The organism is Shewanella psychrophila (assembly GCF_002005305.1).
Classification (GTDB): Bacteria; Pseudomonadota; Gammaproteobacteria; order Enterobacterales; family Shewanellaceae; genus Shewanella; species Shewanella psychrophila.
The window spans coordinates 1785900-1804230 of record NZ_CP014782.1; the positions used below are offsets into that span (position 1 = coordinate 1785900).

Below are 18331 nucleotides of genomic sequence, written 5' to 3' on the forward strand. Positions count from 1 at the left end.
AGCGAGGGTATAGACCAACCACTTCAAAAGAAGCGGCTGGTGATGTCACTACTAATTATAAATCAAGCAGTAGACGAGTTGGGTCTTCGAGGAAGTCCTTAATGGCAACCAGGAAGCCAACAGACTCACGACCATCGACTATGCGATGATCATAAGATAATGCTAGGTACATCATGGGCAGGATTTCAACCTGACCATTAACTGCCATAGGACGATCTTTGATGGCATGCATACCTAAGATCGCGCTTTGTGGCAGATTCAAAATGGGGGTAGACATCAATGAGCCAAATACACCACCGTTGGTCACCGTGAAGTTACCACCAGTCATATCTGCAACCGTTAACTTGCCATCACGACCTTTAATAGCTAATTCACGAACATTACGTTCAATGTCAGCAAGGCTCATGGTATCGGTATCACGCAGTATAGGCGTAACCAGACCACGTGGTGTAGAAACCGCAATGCTGATATCGAAATAGTTGTGATAAACGATGTCATCGCCATCGATTGAGGCATTCACTTCTGGGAAACGCTTAAGTGCTTCGGTCACAGCCTTGATATAGAAAGACATGAAGCCCAGACGGACACCATGACGCTTCTCAAAGATATCCTGATACTGCTTACGGATATCCTTGATAGGCTGCATATTAACTTCGTTGAACGTCGTCAGCATGGCTGTAGAATTTTTAGCTTCCAGAAGACGTTTAGCAATCGTCTTACGTAGGCGTGACATAGGCACACGCTTCTCACTACGCTCTGCCAGAGGCGCAACAACAGCTGGCGCACTTGCAGCTTGAGCAGGTGCAGCCTTTGCTTTCTTCACGAAGGCTTCAACATCTTCCTTAGTGATACGTCCACCAACGCCAGTACCCTTAAGCTTGCTAGCATCAAGATTATGCTCTGCAATCAAACGGCGAACCGAGGGGCTAAGGGCGTCATTTGACTCATCTGTCGCTTCAGGAGTCGCAGCTTCGGCTTCGGCCTTAGTCACTTCCTGACCGGCTACCACGCCAGCTATAAACTTGGCGATAACGGCTTCACCAAGAACGGTATCACCCTCTTCGGCCAAAAACTCGGCAATTGAACCATCTTCTGGTGCAACCACTTCGAGTACAACTTTATCAGTCTCGATATCAACGAGATTCTGATCGCGAGTGACTTGTTCGCCAGCTTTCACATGCCAAGTGGCAATGGTCGCATCGGCAACAGATTCTGGCAGTACGGGTACCTTAATTTCGATACTCATTATGAGCTATCCTTTTTATAAATTGTCTGTTACTACAGTTTTAAAGCTGTCTTGATCAAAGTGTCTTGCTGCTGAGCATGCAACGCAGGATAACCACATGCAGGTGCAGCAGATGCTTCACGACCGGCATAAGTTAACTCAGCACTGGCTGGGATTGCACCCCAGAAATGATGCTGACTACAGTACCAGGCGCCCTGGTTTTGTGGCTCTTCCTGACACCAGACAAAATCTTTGACGTGCTGGTATTGGGCTAATATCTCTAACATTTCTTCACGTGGGAACGGATAAATTTGCTCCACACGGATAAGGGCGACATTAGTGATATTCTCTTTACGACGTCTCTCTAACAGTTCGAAATACACCTTACCGCTACAGAAGACCACGCGATCCACCTTGCTGCTATCCAGACTATCCATCTCAGAGATAACATTCTGGAACGTCCCCTGTGCAAGCTCTTCCATGGTAGAAACAGCTAAAGGATGACGCAGCAAAGATTTAGGCGACATCACGATCAGAGGGCGACGCATTGGGCGCACAACCTGACGTCTGAGCATGTGGTAAACCTGGGCGGGTGTCGATGGTACGCAGACCTGCATGTTGTGGTTCGCACATAGCTGCAGGAAACGCTCCAGACGAGCACTCGAATGCTCAGGTCCTTGTCCTTCATAGCCATGGGGCAGCAACATAGTCAGACCACACAAACGGCCCCACTTTTGCTCACCAGACGAGAGGAACTGATCGATAACTACCTGGGCACAGTTGGCGAAATCACCGAACTGAGCTTCCCATAGGGTCAGTCCACCCGGCTCAGCCGTGGCGTAACCGTATTCAAACGCCAGTACTGAAGCTTCTGATAAGACAGAATCAGTCAGGTCAATCGGGCCTTGCTCATCGGCAATGTTGCGTAGCGGCATATAAGCCGATGCATCATTTTGATTGTGCAAAACCGCATGGCGGTGAAAGAAGGTTCCACGACCTGAATCCTGACCTGTGATACGGATACGTTTCTTGTCTTCAAGAATCGACGCATAAGCCAATGTCTCAGCGAAGCCCCAATCGAGTAACTTCTCACCTTTTGCCATCAGGCCACGATCTTTATAAATCTTAGCGACGCGAGATTGCAATTTGTGAGATTCAGGCACATAACTGATCTTATCCGCAAGGTTCTGAATACGCTCCATCGACATCTGAGCCGGATAGTCTTCATCCCACTCTCTGTTGATGTAAGGTGACCAGTCAACAGAATGCAGCGTCATAGGACGCCACTCATCGACAACACAATCACCGTGGTCTAAGGCATCGCGATAGTCATTGATCATCGCAGTGACTTCATCGGCGGCCAAGGTATTCTCGCCAATCAGCTTATCGGCATAGATCTTACGCGGCGTAGGGTGCTTCTTGATCTTGGCATACATCAGCGGCTGAGTCGCACTCGGCTCGTCGGCTTCGTTATGACCATGACGGCGATAACAAACCAGATCGATAACCACATCACGCTTAAATTCGTTACGATAGTCGACGGCCAGCTGAGAGATGAAGGCTACAGCCTCCGGATCATCGGCATTAACGTGGAAAATTGGCGCCTGCACCATCTTAGCGATATCGGTACAATACTCAGTTGAACGAACGTCATCCTGATTCGACGTGGTGAAACCTACCTGGTTATTAACCACAATACGTATACTGCCACCGACCTTGAAGCCGCGAGTCTGAGACATGTTAAATGTCTCTTGGACTATGCCCTGACCCGTGATAGCCGAGTCACCATGAATGGTGATAGGCAAGACTTCGAGGCCATCTTCACAACCGCGACGATCCAGACGTGCACGCACCGAGCCCATAACGACCGGGTTAACGATCTCCAAATGCGATGGGTTAAAGGCGAGGGCTAAGTGAACGTTGCCACCAGGCGTCTTAAAATCGGAAGAAAAACCTTGATGATACTTAACATCACCCGAACCGTTGAGTGCATCGCTATGTTTACCAGCGAATTCGTCAAACAACTCTGCAGGTTTCTTACCTAAGATATTAACCAGTAAGTTCAGACGACCGCGGTGAGCCATGCCCACAACAACCTCTTTGGTGCCGGCTTCGCCCGCACGATAGATGATCTCGCGCATCATAGGAACAAGCGCATCGCCACCTTCGAGTGAGAAACGTTTCGCGCCTGGGAATTTGGCCCCTAAGTATTTTTCCATACCTTCTGCGGCGTTCAAGCCATGAAGAATACGGGTCTTAGCGGTTTTATCGTAATTAGCTCTACCTAAAGAAGGTTCTAACCTTTGCTGGATCCAGCGCTTCTCGTCAGTATCTATCATGTGCATGTATTCGGCACCGATAGAGCCACAATATGTGGCCTTCAATGCATTTACAAGATCAACGAGCTTCATGGTTTCGCCACCATGAGCAAATGAGCCTGTATTGAATTCACGCTGCATGTCTTCGCTTGTTAAGCCATGAAAGGCCGGGTCCAATTCAGAAACCTGATCACGCTTCCACAGTTCCAGAGGGTCAAGATTAGCATTCTGGTGGCCACGGAATCGATGAGCATTGATCATCTGCAGGACTTTAACTTGTTTAGCGTCGACTTCAGGATCTGTCACGCGGGCCGAACCCTTATGACTTCCTTCGAGCGCTAAACTACGAAAATAATCGCGTACTTTAGAGTGGGCTGCTTCGGGGACATCTACTGATGCACCGTTCGCATGAGGGAGGTTATCAAACACCACTTGCCAGTCTTCGGAAACAGACTGAGGGTCTTCTTGATAGGCTTCATACATCTCTTCTACATAGGTCGAATTTGCACCGTTGAGGTGTGATGATTCGAGCCAGGCTTTCATGATGCCTTGGTGCATTTCTATTCCTTTCAAACTTTATACACGTGTTTAGCCGAAGTTTTGTAAATGCACCCTTCGTCGTAAATACAAGCGTAGACTGACGAGAGGTACACAGTTTTTGCCGCCCCTAGATTTCTGGTGCTCCAGATTTCACGGCATATTGTAGTTCCATTACACAAAAGAGCCACTTCTCCACAGAGAAGTGACTCAATTCGAGCTATATAATTATTACTTTCAGCTCATTGTCTTGCATTTACACTGCTCTCTTCAACAACATGGACTTAATGTGTCCAATTGCCTTAGTCGGATTAAGTCCCTTAGGACAAACATCCACACAGTTCATGATGCCATGACAGCGGAATACGCTGTATGCATCATCAAGTTCCGATAAACGCTCTTCGGTTGCTGTGTCACGGCTATCGATTAGGAAGCGATAGGCATGTAACAAGCCACTTGGACCGATGAACTTATCAGGGTTCCACCAGAAAGATGGACAAGCGGTTGAGCAACAGGCACACATGATACACTCATATAAGCCATCTAAATGTTCACGTTCCTCAGGTGATTGCAGATGTTCACGCGCAGGCGTTTTCTCATCATTAATCAGATAAGGTTTGATCTTCTCATACTGAATGTAGAACTGAGACAGATCGACAATAATGTCACGAACAACTGGCATTCCTGGTAAAGGTCTTATCTCGATCTTCTTGCCATTGAAGGTAGATACTGGCGTGATACAAGCCAGACCATTCTTACCATTCATGTTCAGGCCATCTGAGCCACAAACACCTTCACGACATGAACGACGGAACGCCAAGGTTGGATCTTGCTCTTTCAGAAGTATGAGTGCATCCAGGACCATCATATCGGTACCCTCTGCTACTTCTAATGTGTAATCCTTCATGTACGGCTTAGCGTCTACATCGGGATTATAGCGATAAACTGCGATATTCAAATTCATCTCTGTATCTCCTTAGTAAGTACGCTTGATCGGTGGGAAGGCTGCACGAAGCTTAGGCTCCATGTTAACCGCTCGACGATCCATCTGCTCTGTAACCGGGTCAAATAGGCTGTGACACAACCAGTTCTCATCATCACGGTCGAGGAAATCTTCACGTGAGTGAGCACCACGGCTTTCAGTACGGAAATTGGCAGCATAAGCCGTCGCAATCGCTGTCGCCATCAAGTTATCCAGCTCTAAACATTCAATACGCTGTGTATTGAACTCTTTCGAGTTATCAGAAAGCTTAGCATTAGCTAGGCGTTCACGGATCTGTTTCAGCTCCGTCAGACCTTCAGCCATAGAGTCACCACTGCGGAATACAGAAAAGTTCAGCTGCATACAAAGCTGTAGGTCTTTACGTATTTGTACAGGATCTTCACCGTCTGTGTTACTTTCCCAACGATTCAGACGCGCTAGAGACGCATCGATGTCAGTGTCTGTCGCATCTTTAGGTGTCGGAGTATCATCTAGCGCTTTACCCAGATGTTGTCCTGCTGCACGACCAAATACCACAAGATCCAGCAGTGAGTTACCGCCCAAGCGGTTAGCGCCGTGTACTGATACACAGGCAATCTCACCGACAGCAAATAAACCCACGACATCAGTTTCGGTGCCATCTTCATTCTTACGAAGTACCTGACCACTCACTTTAGCAGGAAGACCACCCATCATGTAATGACACGTTGGTAGTACAGGAATAGGTCCATCGGCGGGATCGATATGAGCGAATGTACGAGACAATTCACATACGCCAGGTAAACGCGCTTCCAATGTTTCTTTGCCTAAATGATCCAGCTTGAGTAGCAAGTGCGGACCTAAAGGACCATCTAAACCACGGCCTTCACGAATTTCGGTCATCATAGAGCGTGCAACCACGTCTCGAGAAGCCAAGTCTTTCGCATTAGGTGCATAACGTTCCATGAAACGTTCGCCATCTTTGTTCAGCAGATATCCGCCTTCACCACGACAACCTTCTGTAACCAGAACACCGGCTCCCGCGATTCCCGTAGGATGGAACTGCCACATCTCCATGTCTTGCATCTGTACGCCTGCGCGCATTGCCATACCAACACCATCGCCGGTATTAATATGTGCGTTGGTAGTAGATGCATAGATGCGACCCGCACCACCAGTAGCAAGAACGGTCGCTTTAGCCTTGAAATAGACGATTTCACCGCTTTCAATATCGATAGCAGTACAACCAACAATCACGCCGTCTTCGTTCTTCACTAAATCGAGTGCATACCACTCAGAGAAGACTTCAGTCTTATGCTTAACGTTTTGTTGATAAAGACAATGCAACAGTGCATGACCTGTACGGTCAGCCGCTGCTGCGGTACGAGCCGCTTGCTCGCCACCAAAGTTTCTAGACTGACCACCGAACGGACGCTGGTATATCTTACCGTTCTCGAAACGAGAGAAAGGCAGACCCATGTGCTCCAGCTCAATAACCGCCTCGGGACCTGTTTTACACATGAATTCGATCGCTTCTTGGTCACCGATAAAATCGGAACCTTTAACCGTATCGTACATGTGCTGTTCCCAATGATCTTCATGGGCATTGCCTAAGGCTACTGTGATGCCGCCTTGAGCCGAAACCGTATGAGAACGTGTCGGGAACACTTTAGATAAAAGCGCACAGCTCTTACCTTCTTTTGAAATCTGTAATGCTGCTCGCATGCCTGCGCCACCGGCACCGATCACGACCACATCAAATTCGCGTACTGGAATACTCACTTAAACACCCCACACAATCAAAATGCCTGCTGCCAAATAAGACAAGGCTGCTACGACAACAACGAACTGCAGTAGACCACGAAGCATTAATGGCTTAACGTAATCTGTTAGCACCTGCCAGATACCGATCCAGGCATGAACCAGAATCGCGACCAGGGCGAGCAGTGTGAATACTTTCATCGGCAGAGCGCTGAACAAGCCATGCCATGCGTCGTAAGTTAGTGGAGAGCTAAGGGCAATAAATCCAACCACAAAAATAGTGTATAGGGCTAAAATAATTGCGCTTGCGCGTATTAGAATAAAGTCATGAACACCACTGCGTCCAAGACTCGCTGCATTAGTTACCATACCCAAACCCCTACTATGATTGAAAACGCAATTGACAATGCAAATGCGGCTTTTGCCGAAGCGATGCCAGCGGGTAACTCTTCCCAACGACCGGTATCCATTATCAGGTGGCGTATGCCAACGATAAGGTGATAACCCAGTGCGGTAAGAATTCCCCAAATGACAAACTTAACCAGCAAGTTATCAAAAAGAGATTGTACGCCGGCGAAGCTCTCTGGTGATGCTAATGATTCGTTCAGCAACCAGATAAGAATGCCAACAGCAAATAGCATGATGACACCGGATACACGGTGGAGGATAGACGCGATCGCTGTTGCAGGAAAGCGTATGGTCTGCAGATCTAGATGGACAGGTCTTTGCTTTTTCACGTTCTGCTCACTCTGCTCAATTGAGCTATATTTTTGTTATACGATCCGCTTTTGTTCAAACATCAAACAGTGAATTGACTCACATTAAGATGTCATTACAAAAGAAAAGTTTAAACAGACGTTTAACGCTTTAGATACAGGTTACTAAGTTACTAATAAAGTGAGCTCTAAATGCCAATGTCTGCAGCTCTTCTGAGCCGAAGCAAGTATACGCGCGGCAAATGTCAAATACAAACATCACATTATGCAAATTTTGTTTTTTTGGTAAAAAAATCTGCCAAGTTCCTGTTCTCCTATGGGGTTTGGGCAAAATAAGACCATGGCCTAAGAAATTTAAACGCTTATTTAAATTGAAATGTGATCTAGATTCACTGTAAAGTATTGGCGTTTGATAAGCCGCACTCACATAAGAATGAAGTAAGGAGAACGGGTATGGCTGAAAATATAGCCAAGTTGGAATTGCCAGGAAATGACTCAATCGATCTGCCAATAAAAAAAGGAACGGCAGGCTTCGATGTCATCGACATCAGCAAATTAGGTAGTAAAGGTCACTTTACCTTCGATCCAGGGTTTCTCGCGACAGCCTCCTGCGAATCTGCGATTACCTATATCGACGGCGCACAAGGGATACTGCTTCACCGCGGATACCCTATTGGTGAACTTGCCGTAGATTCAGATTATCTAGATCTGTGTTATTTGCTCCTGTACGGAGAGCTTCCAACCAAAATTCAGTACGAACAGTTCGTTCATACAGTTAAGAACCACACCATGGTTAATGAGCAGCTAGTCGCCTTCTTTAGAGGCTTTAGACGTGATGCTCACCCAATGGCAATGCTATGTGGTGTTACTGGTGCACTTTCTGCATTTTACCAAGATTCACTGGATGTTAACGATGAGCGTCACCGCGAAATCGCCGCCTTCCGTCTAGTGTCTAAGATGCCAACGATTGCCGCCATGTGTTACAAGTACTCTATTGGCCAGCCATTCGTGTATCCACGTAATGACTTGAGCTATGCGGGTAACTTCCTCAGCATGATGTTTGCTGTGCCATGTGAAGAATACAAGGTTAACCCGATTGTTGAACGAGCCATGGATCGCATCTTTATTCTACACGCGGATCATGAGCAAAACGCCTCGACATCTACAGTACGTCTGGCCGGTTCTTCTGGTGCTAACCCATTTGCATGTATTGCAGCGGGTATTGCATCACTTTGGGGACCTGCTCACGGCGGCGCTAACGAAGCGTGTCTGAACATGCTCGAAGAGATTGGAACAGTGGATCGTATCCCTGAGTTCATCGCTCGTGCTAAAGACAAGGAAGATCCTTTCCGTCTGATGGGCTTTGGACATCGCGTCTATAAGAACTTCGATCCTCGCGCTAAAGTCATGCGTGAAACCTGTCATGAAGTCCTTCAAGAACTTAAAGTTAACGACCCACTGCTCGATGTTGCTATGGAACTCGAACGTATTGCCCTTGAAGATGATTATTTCGTCTCTAAGAAGCTATATCCAAACGTCGATTTCTACTCAGGCATCATCATGAAGGCTATCGGTATTCCAACTAGCATGTTCACTGTACTGTTCGCCTTAGCGCGTACAGTTGGTTGGATTGCTCACTGGAAAGAGATGTTGGATCAACCTGGTCATAAGATCAGCCGTCCACGTCAATTGTATACTGGCGCCCCTGAGCGTACATTTGTCTCACAGGACAAGCGTGAATCTTAAAGCTGCTATGACCTAGAACGTAAAACCTAGGAAACAGGAATCACAGAAAGGCACTCATCGAGTGCCTTTTTTATTGCGATTTTTACGATGGAATTCTTCTTAGGAACTAATACCTAAACACTAATACCTAAACACTATGAACTCAAGCCCGCTTCTCCATCACAAAGTTTGTTAGCACTTGTCCCCGAACTTCTACTTCCTGAGAGTTAACCAGAATAAAACCAAAATGCTCGAAGAAAGGTCTTGCAGTGATACTTACGTGGGAATAGCAACGACATATGCCTTTAGATGCAGCCTCATTGAGCAGAGTATTCATCAGAGCTTTTCCTATCCCCTGTCCTTGGTGATCCACATGACAGAAAAAATGGTCGATATAGCCATCAGCTTGAAGATCGGCAAAACCTAGCTGCTTGCCTTCCGATTCGGCAATGAAAGGATTCATGGCTTGGATACGCTTAGGCCAAGTATCAGGCAAAGATCGTGTCGGTGCCCAGGCAGATACCTGGAGCAGGCTATAGTCTCTGATATTGACTCTGCGAATGGTGTCGTATTTTATCTGCCACAGGGCAATTGGATCATCTAATTGTTCAGTTTGCTTAAACCTGCGTATCTGTATCATGCCAATCCTTTGCACTTAGTTATTTAAATCCAGCGTTAAGCCTGATAGCGCTAAATCATAACTGGACTGACTCAGATTAGAAGCATTTATATTAATCAGCTAACCATTTATCGACTGCTTCACGCTTACGTTGCTTAATATCACGGCGCATTTCTTCGGCAATTTCATCGCGGGGATCCAGCTTATCTTTTGCTCTGCGTAGCTTCCTTGAAGTATTGTGCTCCATTTTATCCAATTTTTTGTCGACATAACTGCCATCGGCGATGTCACGGGCATTGTCTGTGGCTCTGCTGACCTTATTCTTAGTCTTGTTGTATTCATGCTTGTACTTATATTTATTGTCTTTAATGTCACGATTCATGCGTACTGCATCTTTCAATATGTTCTGTGCATGGAGATTTGGTGAGAATAAAAATACTGACATTAAGGCCATAGGAACTATATTTTTAATAAGAGTGGATTTCATAAAACTAAGTGTCATAAGAGTGTCTTCCATAAGAGTTATCTCAGAATTATCTCTCTCTATACCCTGTAAATGAACGTGACTTGATGCATTTAGGTTATTAACAAAACGAATAAATCTAATAACAGCATTCAGGTGAGTAATGAAGGGAATACGCAGGCATAACCAAACCCCGATACATCTTGTATCAAATGACGTTTGAATTGTTACAAAATTAATCGTTAAATTCCCCTTAGTCAAAAGCATCAATTTTTAAACCTTTTCGCTACATTATGTTTAACAAGTTTAACCTGTTAGATGTAATAAACATTAAGCCTCTGTATTTAAATGAATTTAAATGTTGGCATGGCTTGTGCTTAGTTAGTGACAATTGGAACAAATAACTTAGGTATTTTTACATGGACTCTTTAAATACACTCGCTAACACCCAAGTAACTCATTCACAAAAAACCGGCATACTGACTCGCCCACTCAATGGTTTCAAATTTGCTCTCCCTCTCCTTCTGGTATCAGTGCTCTCAGCTTGTAGCGGTGAAGAGCCTCCTAAAGAAGAAGAGAAGTATGCTGTACCTGTTGAAACAACCACTGTCATTCAGGGGGATGTCTCCTCTTTCTACAGCACAACTGCCACACTGGAAGCCCCAGAAGAAGCCAATGTGGTCACTCGTATCGCAGGCTTAATTGAGGCCATCGAGGTGGAAGAAGGTGACAGAGTCACTAAGGGTCAATTGCTCGCTGTGATTGATGCTAAGAGACAGAGATACGATCTCGCCCGCTCACAGGCCGAAGTTGAAATAATCGAGCAGGAACTCAACCGTCTGAAGAAGATGGGCAACAGAGAGTTTATCAGTGCAGATTCCATGGCTAAGCTCGAATACAACCTTCAGGCCGCTATCGCTAAGCGAGATCTGGCTGGACTACAGGTCGAAGAGAGCATGGTTCGCTCCCCCATCGACGGGGTTATCGCCACTCGATTTGTTAAAAAAGGCAATATGGCAAAAGAATTTGATGAACTATTTTATATCGTTAATCAAGACGAGCTTCACGGTATCGTCCATCTTCCTGAGCAGCAACTTCAGAGCTTACGTCTGGGCCAAGACGCACAAGTGTTCGCCAATAAGCATTCACAAGATACGGTTCACGCAAAAGTATTACGTATCAGCCCAATCGTCGATGCCCAGAGTGGCACTTTCAAAGTCACCTTATCTGTACCAAATGACAATGCCAAGCTAAAAGCTGGCATGTTTACTCGCGTCGAGCTGAGATATGACACTCACAATAATGTCATCACAGTGCCATATAACGCTGTAGTCAACCAAGATAATCAATTTGCTCTCTATGTCATCGACGGGACTAATGTTAATCGCCGTGAAGTCTCTCTGGGTTATCGTGAGGCCGATACTGTTGAAATTATCGCAGGCATTGAACCTGGTGAACAGATAGTGATCCGTGGCCAGCAAAATCTGAAAGATCAATCACTTGTAGAAGTGATAAGTGCATTAGATCTAGCCTCAGTCGAGAAGTAAAGGAAGCCGAACTATGTCTATAATAACAACATCGGTAAGACGCCCAGTCACAGTATGGATGTTCATGCTAGCGGTGATCCTCTTTGGTATGGTGGGTTTCTCACGCTTAGCAGTCAAACTCCTGCCTGACTTAAGTTACCCTACAATTACTATACGAACTCTGTATATGGGTGCTGCACCAGTCGAAGTCGAGCAGCTAGTCTCTAAACCCATAGAAGAAGCGGCAGGTATAGTAAAAGGCTTAAGAAAAATCAGTTCCATATCACGCTCGGGTATGTCTGATGTAGTGCTGGAGTTCGAATGGGGCACAGACATGGATATGGCCAGCCTGGATGTTCGGGAGAAACTGGACACCATTTTATTGCCTCTCGATGTTAAGAAGCCGCTACTGCTTAGGTTTAATCCAAACCTTGACCCTATCGTCCGCCTCGCCTTATCGGTTCCCGATGCTAGCGATAATGAACTCAAGCAGATGCGCACTTACGCCGAAGAGGAACTAAAACGCCAACTCGAAACCTTGACAGGTGTAGCTGCCGTCCGACTTTCTGGCGGACTGCAGCAAGAAGTGCACATTTTGCTTAATCAAGAGAAGCTGACTCAGCTCAATCTAAACGCAGATAAAATACGTAACCGTATCGCCGAAGAAAATATCAACCTGTCTGCGGGTAAAGTGATCCAGGGAGATAAAGAGTATTTAGTGCGCACCCTTAACCAGTTCAACTCTCTGAAAGAGCTAGGTCAGATCATCGTGTATCGCGAAGATCAGACATTAGTCAGACTATTCGAGGTTGCCGAAATTGTCGATGCTCATAAGGAGCGTAACGATATCACCCGGATTGGCGATCAAGAATCTATTGAACTGGCAATCTACAAGGAAGGAGACGCTAATACCGTAGCGGTAGCCAGAAAAGTTAACGCGGCGCTCAAACAGTTAAATGCCAATCAAGTAAAATCTGAGTTAACGGTAATCTACGATCAGTCGGAATTTATCGAAAGTGCCGTGAGTGAGGTCACATCGTCAGCACTGATAGGTAGCTTGCTCTCCATGTTAATCATCTATCTATTTTTAAAAGATATTATTCCCACTCTGATCATCTCTATCTCGATTCCGTTTTCGGTCATCGCTACATTTAACATGATGTATTTCGCCGATATCAGCTTAAACATCATGTCACTGGGTGGTATAGCACTGGCTGTGGGATTACTGGTCGACAATGCTATTGTGGTCCTTGAAAACATAGATCGCTGTCGCTCGCAGGGCATGAGTAAGCTCGAAGCCGCTGTGACCGGTACTAAAGAGGTATCCGGGGCGATATTTGCTTCGACGCTGACCACTCTAGCGGTGTTTGTCCCCCTCGTCTTCGTCGATGGTGTCGCTGGCGCCTTGTTCTCTGATCAAGCTCTGACAGTCACTTTCGCACTGCTAGCTTCACTTCTGGTGGCCCTGACCACTATTCCTATGTTGGCGTCCCGCGAAGGCATTAAGTCTCTACCTCCCCTACTCGCTAAGGAAAAGAAGTCAAAACCAGAGACTAAGGTAGGAAAATTAAAACATTACAGTGCCACGGTTTTCTCTTTCCCCTTTATCGTCTTATTTAGTTACTTACCCAGTGCTCTGCTGACCTTAGCGCTTATGTTTGGTCGTCTGCTGTCTTGGTTCACTGGACTGTTTATGCGGCCACTGAGTCAAGGCTTCAACTGGTGTTACCATCAACTTGAAGGTATCTATCATCACCTGCTCGCCTTGGCGCTCAAATTTAGAGTCATGACTCTGACGATCGCTATCCTGATCACCTTAGGCGCAGCATCATTAGTGCCAAAGTTGGGTATGGAGCTTATCCCCCCAATGAACCAAGGTGAATTCTATGTCGAAATCCTCCTGCCACCAGGCACCGAAGTATCAGAAACCGACAAGGTATTGCGTCGACTCGCCCTTTCGATAAAAGGCAGAGAAGATGTAAAACATGCCTATAGCCAAGCAGGAAGTGGTGGGTTGATGACATCGGATACTTCCCGTGGCGGTGAAAACTGGGGACGTTTGCAAGTTGTGCTCGCCGATCCTGAGGCCTTCGATGCCGTTGCATCGGTGCTCCGTACCACAGCCATGCGTATTCCTGAGCTAGAGGCTAAAATTCAACATCCGGAGCTCTTTAGTTTTAAGACTCCACTGGAAATAGAGCTCATTGGTTATGATCTGACCCAATTAAAGCAAACTGCTAATAACTTAGTCGACGCATTATCGGACTCAGACCGCTTTGCAGACCTCAACTCAAGCTTGAGAGATGGTCAACCTGAAATAAGTATTCGCTTCGACCATCAACGCCTAGCGGCGCTAGGCATGGACGCGCCTACCGTGGCAAATCGTATCGCGCAGAGAGTTGGAGGTACGGTGGCAAGTCAATACACGGTGAGAGATCGTAAAGTAGATATTCTGGTCAGAAGTGAGATTGATGAACGCGATCAGATCAGCGACATAGATTCGATGATCATCAACCCAGATAGCAGTCATCCTATCGCCCTCGGTGCGGTTGCCGATGTGACACTCAAACTAGGTCCCTCGGCCATTAATCGTATCAGCCAGCAAAGAGTTGCCATTGTCTCGGCGAACTTAGCCTATGGCGATCTTAACGAAGCCGTATTAGAAGCCAGAAGTATCTTAGCTAAGCAGACGCTGCCAACCTCGATTCAAGCTAGGTTTGGTGGTCAGAATGAGGAGATGGAACACTCATTCCAGTCGCTACAGATAGCCTTAGTGTTAGCCGTATTCTTAGTCTATCTGGTCATGGCCAGCCAGTTTGAATCACTGCTACACCCTCTGCTTATTCTGATTGCCGTACCTATGGCAGTCGGCGGCAGTATATTGGGCCTCTTTATCACTGGTACTCACTTGAGTGTGGTGGTCTTTATCGGGCTCATCATGCTGGCCGGTATAGTGGTCAACAATGCCATCGTACTTGTGGATCGCATCAACCAGCTTCGACAGGAAGGCAAAGAAAAGATGCTGGCCATTTCTGAAGCGGCTAAGTCTCGTTTACGCCCCATTATCATGACAACCATGACGACAGCATTAGGCTTGTCTCCCATGGCCTTCGGTCTGGGCGATGGCTCAGAAGTCCGTGCACCTATGGCGATCACGGTAATATTCGGTCTGATTTTATCCACCTTGCTGACCTTAGTGGTGATACCTGTACTGTACGCCCTGTTCGATCGTAAAGAATATGCTTCAGAAGAAACCAAGAATACTCAAGAGCAACATCTTGCGAATGAAGGAGGTCAGGTATGAATCTCACCCGACTAGCCATATCAAGGCCGGTAACCACCAGCATGTTCTTTGTCGCCATTCTCTTGTTTGGTTTGGCTTCGAGTCGCTTGTTGCCTCTGGAGATGTTTCCTGGCATAGATATGCCCCAAGTGAATATAGAGGTCCCCTATAAAGGCTCGACTCCAGCAGAAGTTGAGCGCGATATCACCAGTATTTTGGAGGAATCATTAGCCACCATGGGCGGAATAGAAGAGTTGAGATCCAGCTCTTCACAAAATGGTGCCGAGATTGAACTCAGAATGAAGTGGGGAGAAAACGTCGCCACTAAAAGCTTAGAGGCCAGAGAAAAAATCGATGCCGTGAGACACTTGCTTCCAAAAGATGTTGAACGTGTATTTATCAGGCAGTTCTCTACCGCCGACATGCCAGTACTAAACTTAAGAATATCCAGTGACCGCGAGCTATCCGGAGCATTTGACCTGCTAGATAAGCAGCTTAAACGTCCGTTGGAGCGTGTCGAAGGTGTTTCTCAGGTGACGCTATACGGCGTCGAGCAAAAGCAAATTGAGATCAGGATAAATGCCGATAAGCTATCGGCCAGTGGTGTCTCTATCCCCTATCTCAATCAGCGACTACAACAGGAAAACTTCATCGTCAGCGCAGGGATCTTGAAAACCAACTCGCGCGTCTATCAGGTCTCGCCTAAGGGTGAATTTAGAAATCTGGATGAGATCAACGCCGTGGTGCTTAAACCAGGTATCACTCTTGGGGATATCGCCACTGTCAGCTTCTCTCTTCCCGAGCGTTTAGACGGCCGACACTTAGATAAAAACTACGCGGTGGGCTTGGACGTATTTAAAGAGTCGGGTGCCAACCTGGTTGATGTCTCGACGAGAGTGATGAAGGTCATCGAAGCCGCTAAGCAAGATGAGCAGTTTGATGGCATCAAGCTATTCGTCATGGAAGATCAAGCCTATGGGGTCACTTCTTCACTGAACGATCTCTTGACCGCTGGCCTAATAGGTGGCCTACTCTCTTTTGCCGTCTTGTATCTGTTTCTAAGAAACCTGAAGATGACTTTAGTGGTGGTAACTTCGGTACCCATCTCTATCTGTATGACACTGGCCGCTATGTACTTGTTAGGTTATAGCCTCAACATACTTTCCATGATGGGCTTATTACTCGCCGTCGGCATGTTGATCGATAATGCTGTGGTGGTCACCGAGAGTGTGCTGCAAGAAAAACAAGCCAGTGGCTCAAACACCAGTCAAGCATCTGACTCAGCAGTACTTAGCGGTGTAAACAAGGTCTCACTGGCGGTTCTCGCCGGTACACTCACCACTGCCATCGTATTTTTGCCCAACATTTTCGGAGTAAAAGTCGAATTAACCATTTTCCTAGAGCATGTGGCTATCGCTATCTGCATCTCTCTAGCAGCATCACTACTTGTGGCTAAAACATTATTGCCGCTGATGCTCAGTAAAATGAATATCGAAGTCGAAACTAAGGAAGAAGAGAGCAAACTACAGACCTTTTATCACAAGAGCCTAAACAGGATTCTAGCCAGACCACGTACCTCGGGAATGACATCACTCATCATTTTAGCATCGACGGCTCTGCCATTAAGTATGGTAAATCAAGATCAATCTGATGGTGAGGGAAACAATAAACTCTATATTAATTATCAAGTTGAAGGACGCCATAATCTCGATGTCACCGAGGCGATGATCACTAAAATGGAAACCTATCTCTATGCCAATAAAGATGAATTCCATATCGACTCTGTCTACAGCTACTACGCTCCCGACCGCGGCCAATCCACTTTGATCCTTAAAAAAAATACTGAAGTCGACATGAAGGCGCTAAAGAAGAAAATACGTGAAGGCTTTCCTAAGTTTTCCATCGCCAAGCCTCAATTTGGCTGGGGGGGCGGTAACAATGGCTTAAGAGTCACCCTAACCGGGCGATCCACTACTGATCTAATCGAGATAAGTAACAGAGTGATCCCGCTTCTGTCTAAGATTGAAGGTTTAACGGATGTAAGATCTGAACTCAGCGGAGCCCAACAAGAAGTGGTGATCCAAATTGACAGACAAATGGCCGCCAGATTGGATCTTAAGCTCAACGAAATCGCTTCCAGTATCTCTATGGCCTTAAGAGGCAGTCAACTCCGCTCTTTTCGTCATGATCCCAATGGCGAATTACGCATCGAAATGTCCTTCGAGCAAGAATGGCGCTTGTCACTGGAGAGATTAAAGCAGCTGCCAGTGATCAGAATCGATAACCGTGTGTATACCTTAGATAGCTTAGCGAGTATCACCATCTCGCCGAGATTCGATACCATTCGTCACTACGACAGACAGACGGCCTTGTCTATCGGCGCAAACCTAGATGATCTCACCACAGAGGAAGCACAGGAAAAGATCACTCAAGTGATGGAGACTGTGAGTTTTCCTGCGGGATATGGTTATTCACTCAGAGGAGGTTTCGAGAAACAAGATGAAGATCAGGCGGTGATGGCGACTAACATGTTGCTGGCCTTAGCCATGATCTACATAGTGATGGCGGCTCTATTCGAATCTTTACTGCTACCGACTGCCATCATCACCTCCATCCTATTTTCTATCACAGGTGTCTTTTGGGGCTTGCTATTTACCGGCACCCCCATGGGAGTCATGGTCATGATAGGCATATTGATCTTAATGGGCATCGTGGTGAACAACGGCATCGTCCTTGTCGATCAGATAAACCAAAAAGAGCCCGCACTGGACAAGTTATCGGGAGCAATAAGTCAGGTGTGTATTTCTCGTCTTCGCCCTGTGCTTATGACTGTCGGCACCACAGTACTCGGTCTATTGCCTTTGGCACTGGGTGATACTCAGCTCGGTGGAGGGGGGCCATCATACTCACCCATGGCCATTGCTATCATTGGTGGCTTAACATTTTCTACCGTGACGAGTCTTTATCTGGTACCACTTTGTTACCAGGCTCTATATAGAATGCGTTATAACGCCGCGGTACGTCTAGGTCGCGCCAATAACCTATCAAGAAGGCTGATACCTTGGGCATATTGACCGAACCAGTTAGAAAATGAGTTTGCGAGTTAATAGAATGAGTGGCTGCAATTGCAGCCCCTCTCTTTTACAGGTATGTTATCAGTAGCAACAAAGACTTAACTTACAAGAAGAATAATAACA

General features: G+C 46.4%; 12 protein-coding genes. 4 read left to right on the top strand and 8 right to left on the bottom strand.

From position 1 onward, the window contains the following. Window positions 1-55: 55 nt before the first annotated feature. From odhB to sdhC, 6 genes are all read right to left on the bottom strand, one after another. A complete protein-coding gene (odhB, locus tag sps_RS07975) occupies window positions 56-1246 on the bottom strand; it encodes a 2-oxoglutarate dehydrogenase complex dihydrolipoyllysine-residue succinyltransferase (RefSeq protein WP_077752049.1) in 1191 nt (396 codons plus the stop codon). Between the two features lie 32 nt (window positions 1247-1278). Then, window positions 1279-4101 carry a 2-oxoglutarate dehydrogenase E1 component gene (gene sucA, locus sps_RS07980; protein WP_077752050.1) on the bottom strand — a complete coding sequence of 941 codons (2823 nt, stop codon included), beginning with the start codon at window positions 4099-4101 and terminating at the stop codon, window positions 1279-1281. 235 nt (window positions 4102-4336) lie between these two features. Continuing rightward, on the bottom strand, window positions 4337-5044 hold the full coding sequence (locus sps_RS07985) for a succinate dehydrogenase iron-sulfur subunit (protein ID WP_077752051.1): 708 nt from the start codon (window positions 5042-5044) through the stop codon (window positions 4337-4339). A 12-nt stretch (window positions 5045-5056) separates the two neighbouring features. Continuing rightward, window positions 5057-6823 carry a succinate dehydrogenase flavoprotein subunit gene (gene sdhA, locus sps_RS07990; protein WP_077752052.1) on the bottom strand — a complete coding sequence of 589 codons (1767 nt, stop codon included), beginning with the start codon at window positions 6821-6823 and terminating at the stop codon, window positions 5057-5059. Beyond that, window positions 6824-7171: a succinate dehydrogenase, hydrophobic membrane anchor protein gene (gene sdhD / locus sps_RS07995; RefSeq protein ID WP_077752053.1), complete on the bottom strand. Its 348-nt coding sequence runs from the start codon at window positions 7169-7171 to the stop codon at window positions 6824-6826. After that, window positions 7165-7560 (bottom strand): succinate dehydrogenase cytochrome b556 subunit, encoded by a 396-nt coding sequence (gene sdhC, locus sps_RS08000; protein ID WP_149027242.1) that lies wholly within the window; start codon window positions 7558-7560, stop codon window positions 7165-7167. The genes sdhD and sdhC overlap by 7 nt, the downstream gene beginning before the upstream one ends. A 411-nt stretch (window positions 7561-7971) precedes the next feature. On the opposite strand from sdhC, the gene sps_RS08005 reads away from it, so the two are divergent. Then, window positions 7972-9264 carry a citrate synthase gene (locus sps_RS08005; RefSeq protein ID WP_077752055.1) on the top strand — a complete coding sequence of 431 codons (1293 nt, stop codon included), beginning with the start codon at window positions 7972-7974 and terminating at the stop codon, window positions 9262-9264. 142 nt (window positions 9265-9406) lie between these two features. On the opposite strand, the gene sps_RS08010 is transcribed toward sps_RS08005, so the two are convergent. After that, the gene (locus sps_RS08010; RefSeq protein ID WP_077752056.1) at window positions 9407-9883 is read right to left on the bottom strand and encodes a GNAT family N-acetyltransferase; all 477 of its coding nucleotides are present in this window, start codon (window positions 9881-9883) and stop codon (window positions 9407-9409) included. Window positions 9884-9974: 91 nt separating this feature from the next. Next, window positions 9975-10307, bottom strand: a complete 333-nt coding sequence (locus sps_RS08015) for a hypothetical protein (protein ID WP_237158029.1) — start codon at window positions 10305-10307, stop codon at window positions 9975-9977. A 437-nt stretch (window positions 10308-10744) separates the two neighbouring features. Between sps_RS08015 and sps_RS08020 the strand changes: the two genes are divergently transcribed. The 3 genes from sps_RS08020 to sps_RS08030 are packed head-to-tail and all read left to right on the top strand — an operon-like array spanning window position 10745 to window position 18208. Continuing rightward, complete coding sequence (locus sps_RS08020; protein WP_237158030.1) at window positions 10745-11872, top strand: efflux RND transporter periplasmic adaptor subunit; 1128 nt, start codon at window positions 10745-10747, stop codon at window positions 11870-11872. 13 nt (window positions 11873-11885) lie between these two features. Further along, complete coding sequence (locus sps_RS08025; protein WP_077752057.1) at window positions 11886-15155, top strand: efflux RND transporter permease subunit; 3270 nt, start codon at window positions 11886-11888, stop codon at window positions 15153-15155. Further along, on the top strand, window positions 15152-18208 hold the full coding sequence (locus tag sps_RS08030) for an efflux RND transporter permease subunit (RefSeq protein ID WP_077752058.1): 3057 nt from the start codon (window positions 15152-15154) through the stop codon (window positions 18206-18208). Before sps_RS08025 ends, sps_RS08030 begins: the two co-directional genes overlap by 4 nt. Window positions 18209-18331: the final 123 nt, after the last annotated feature.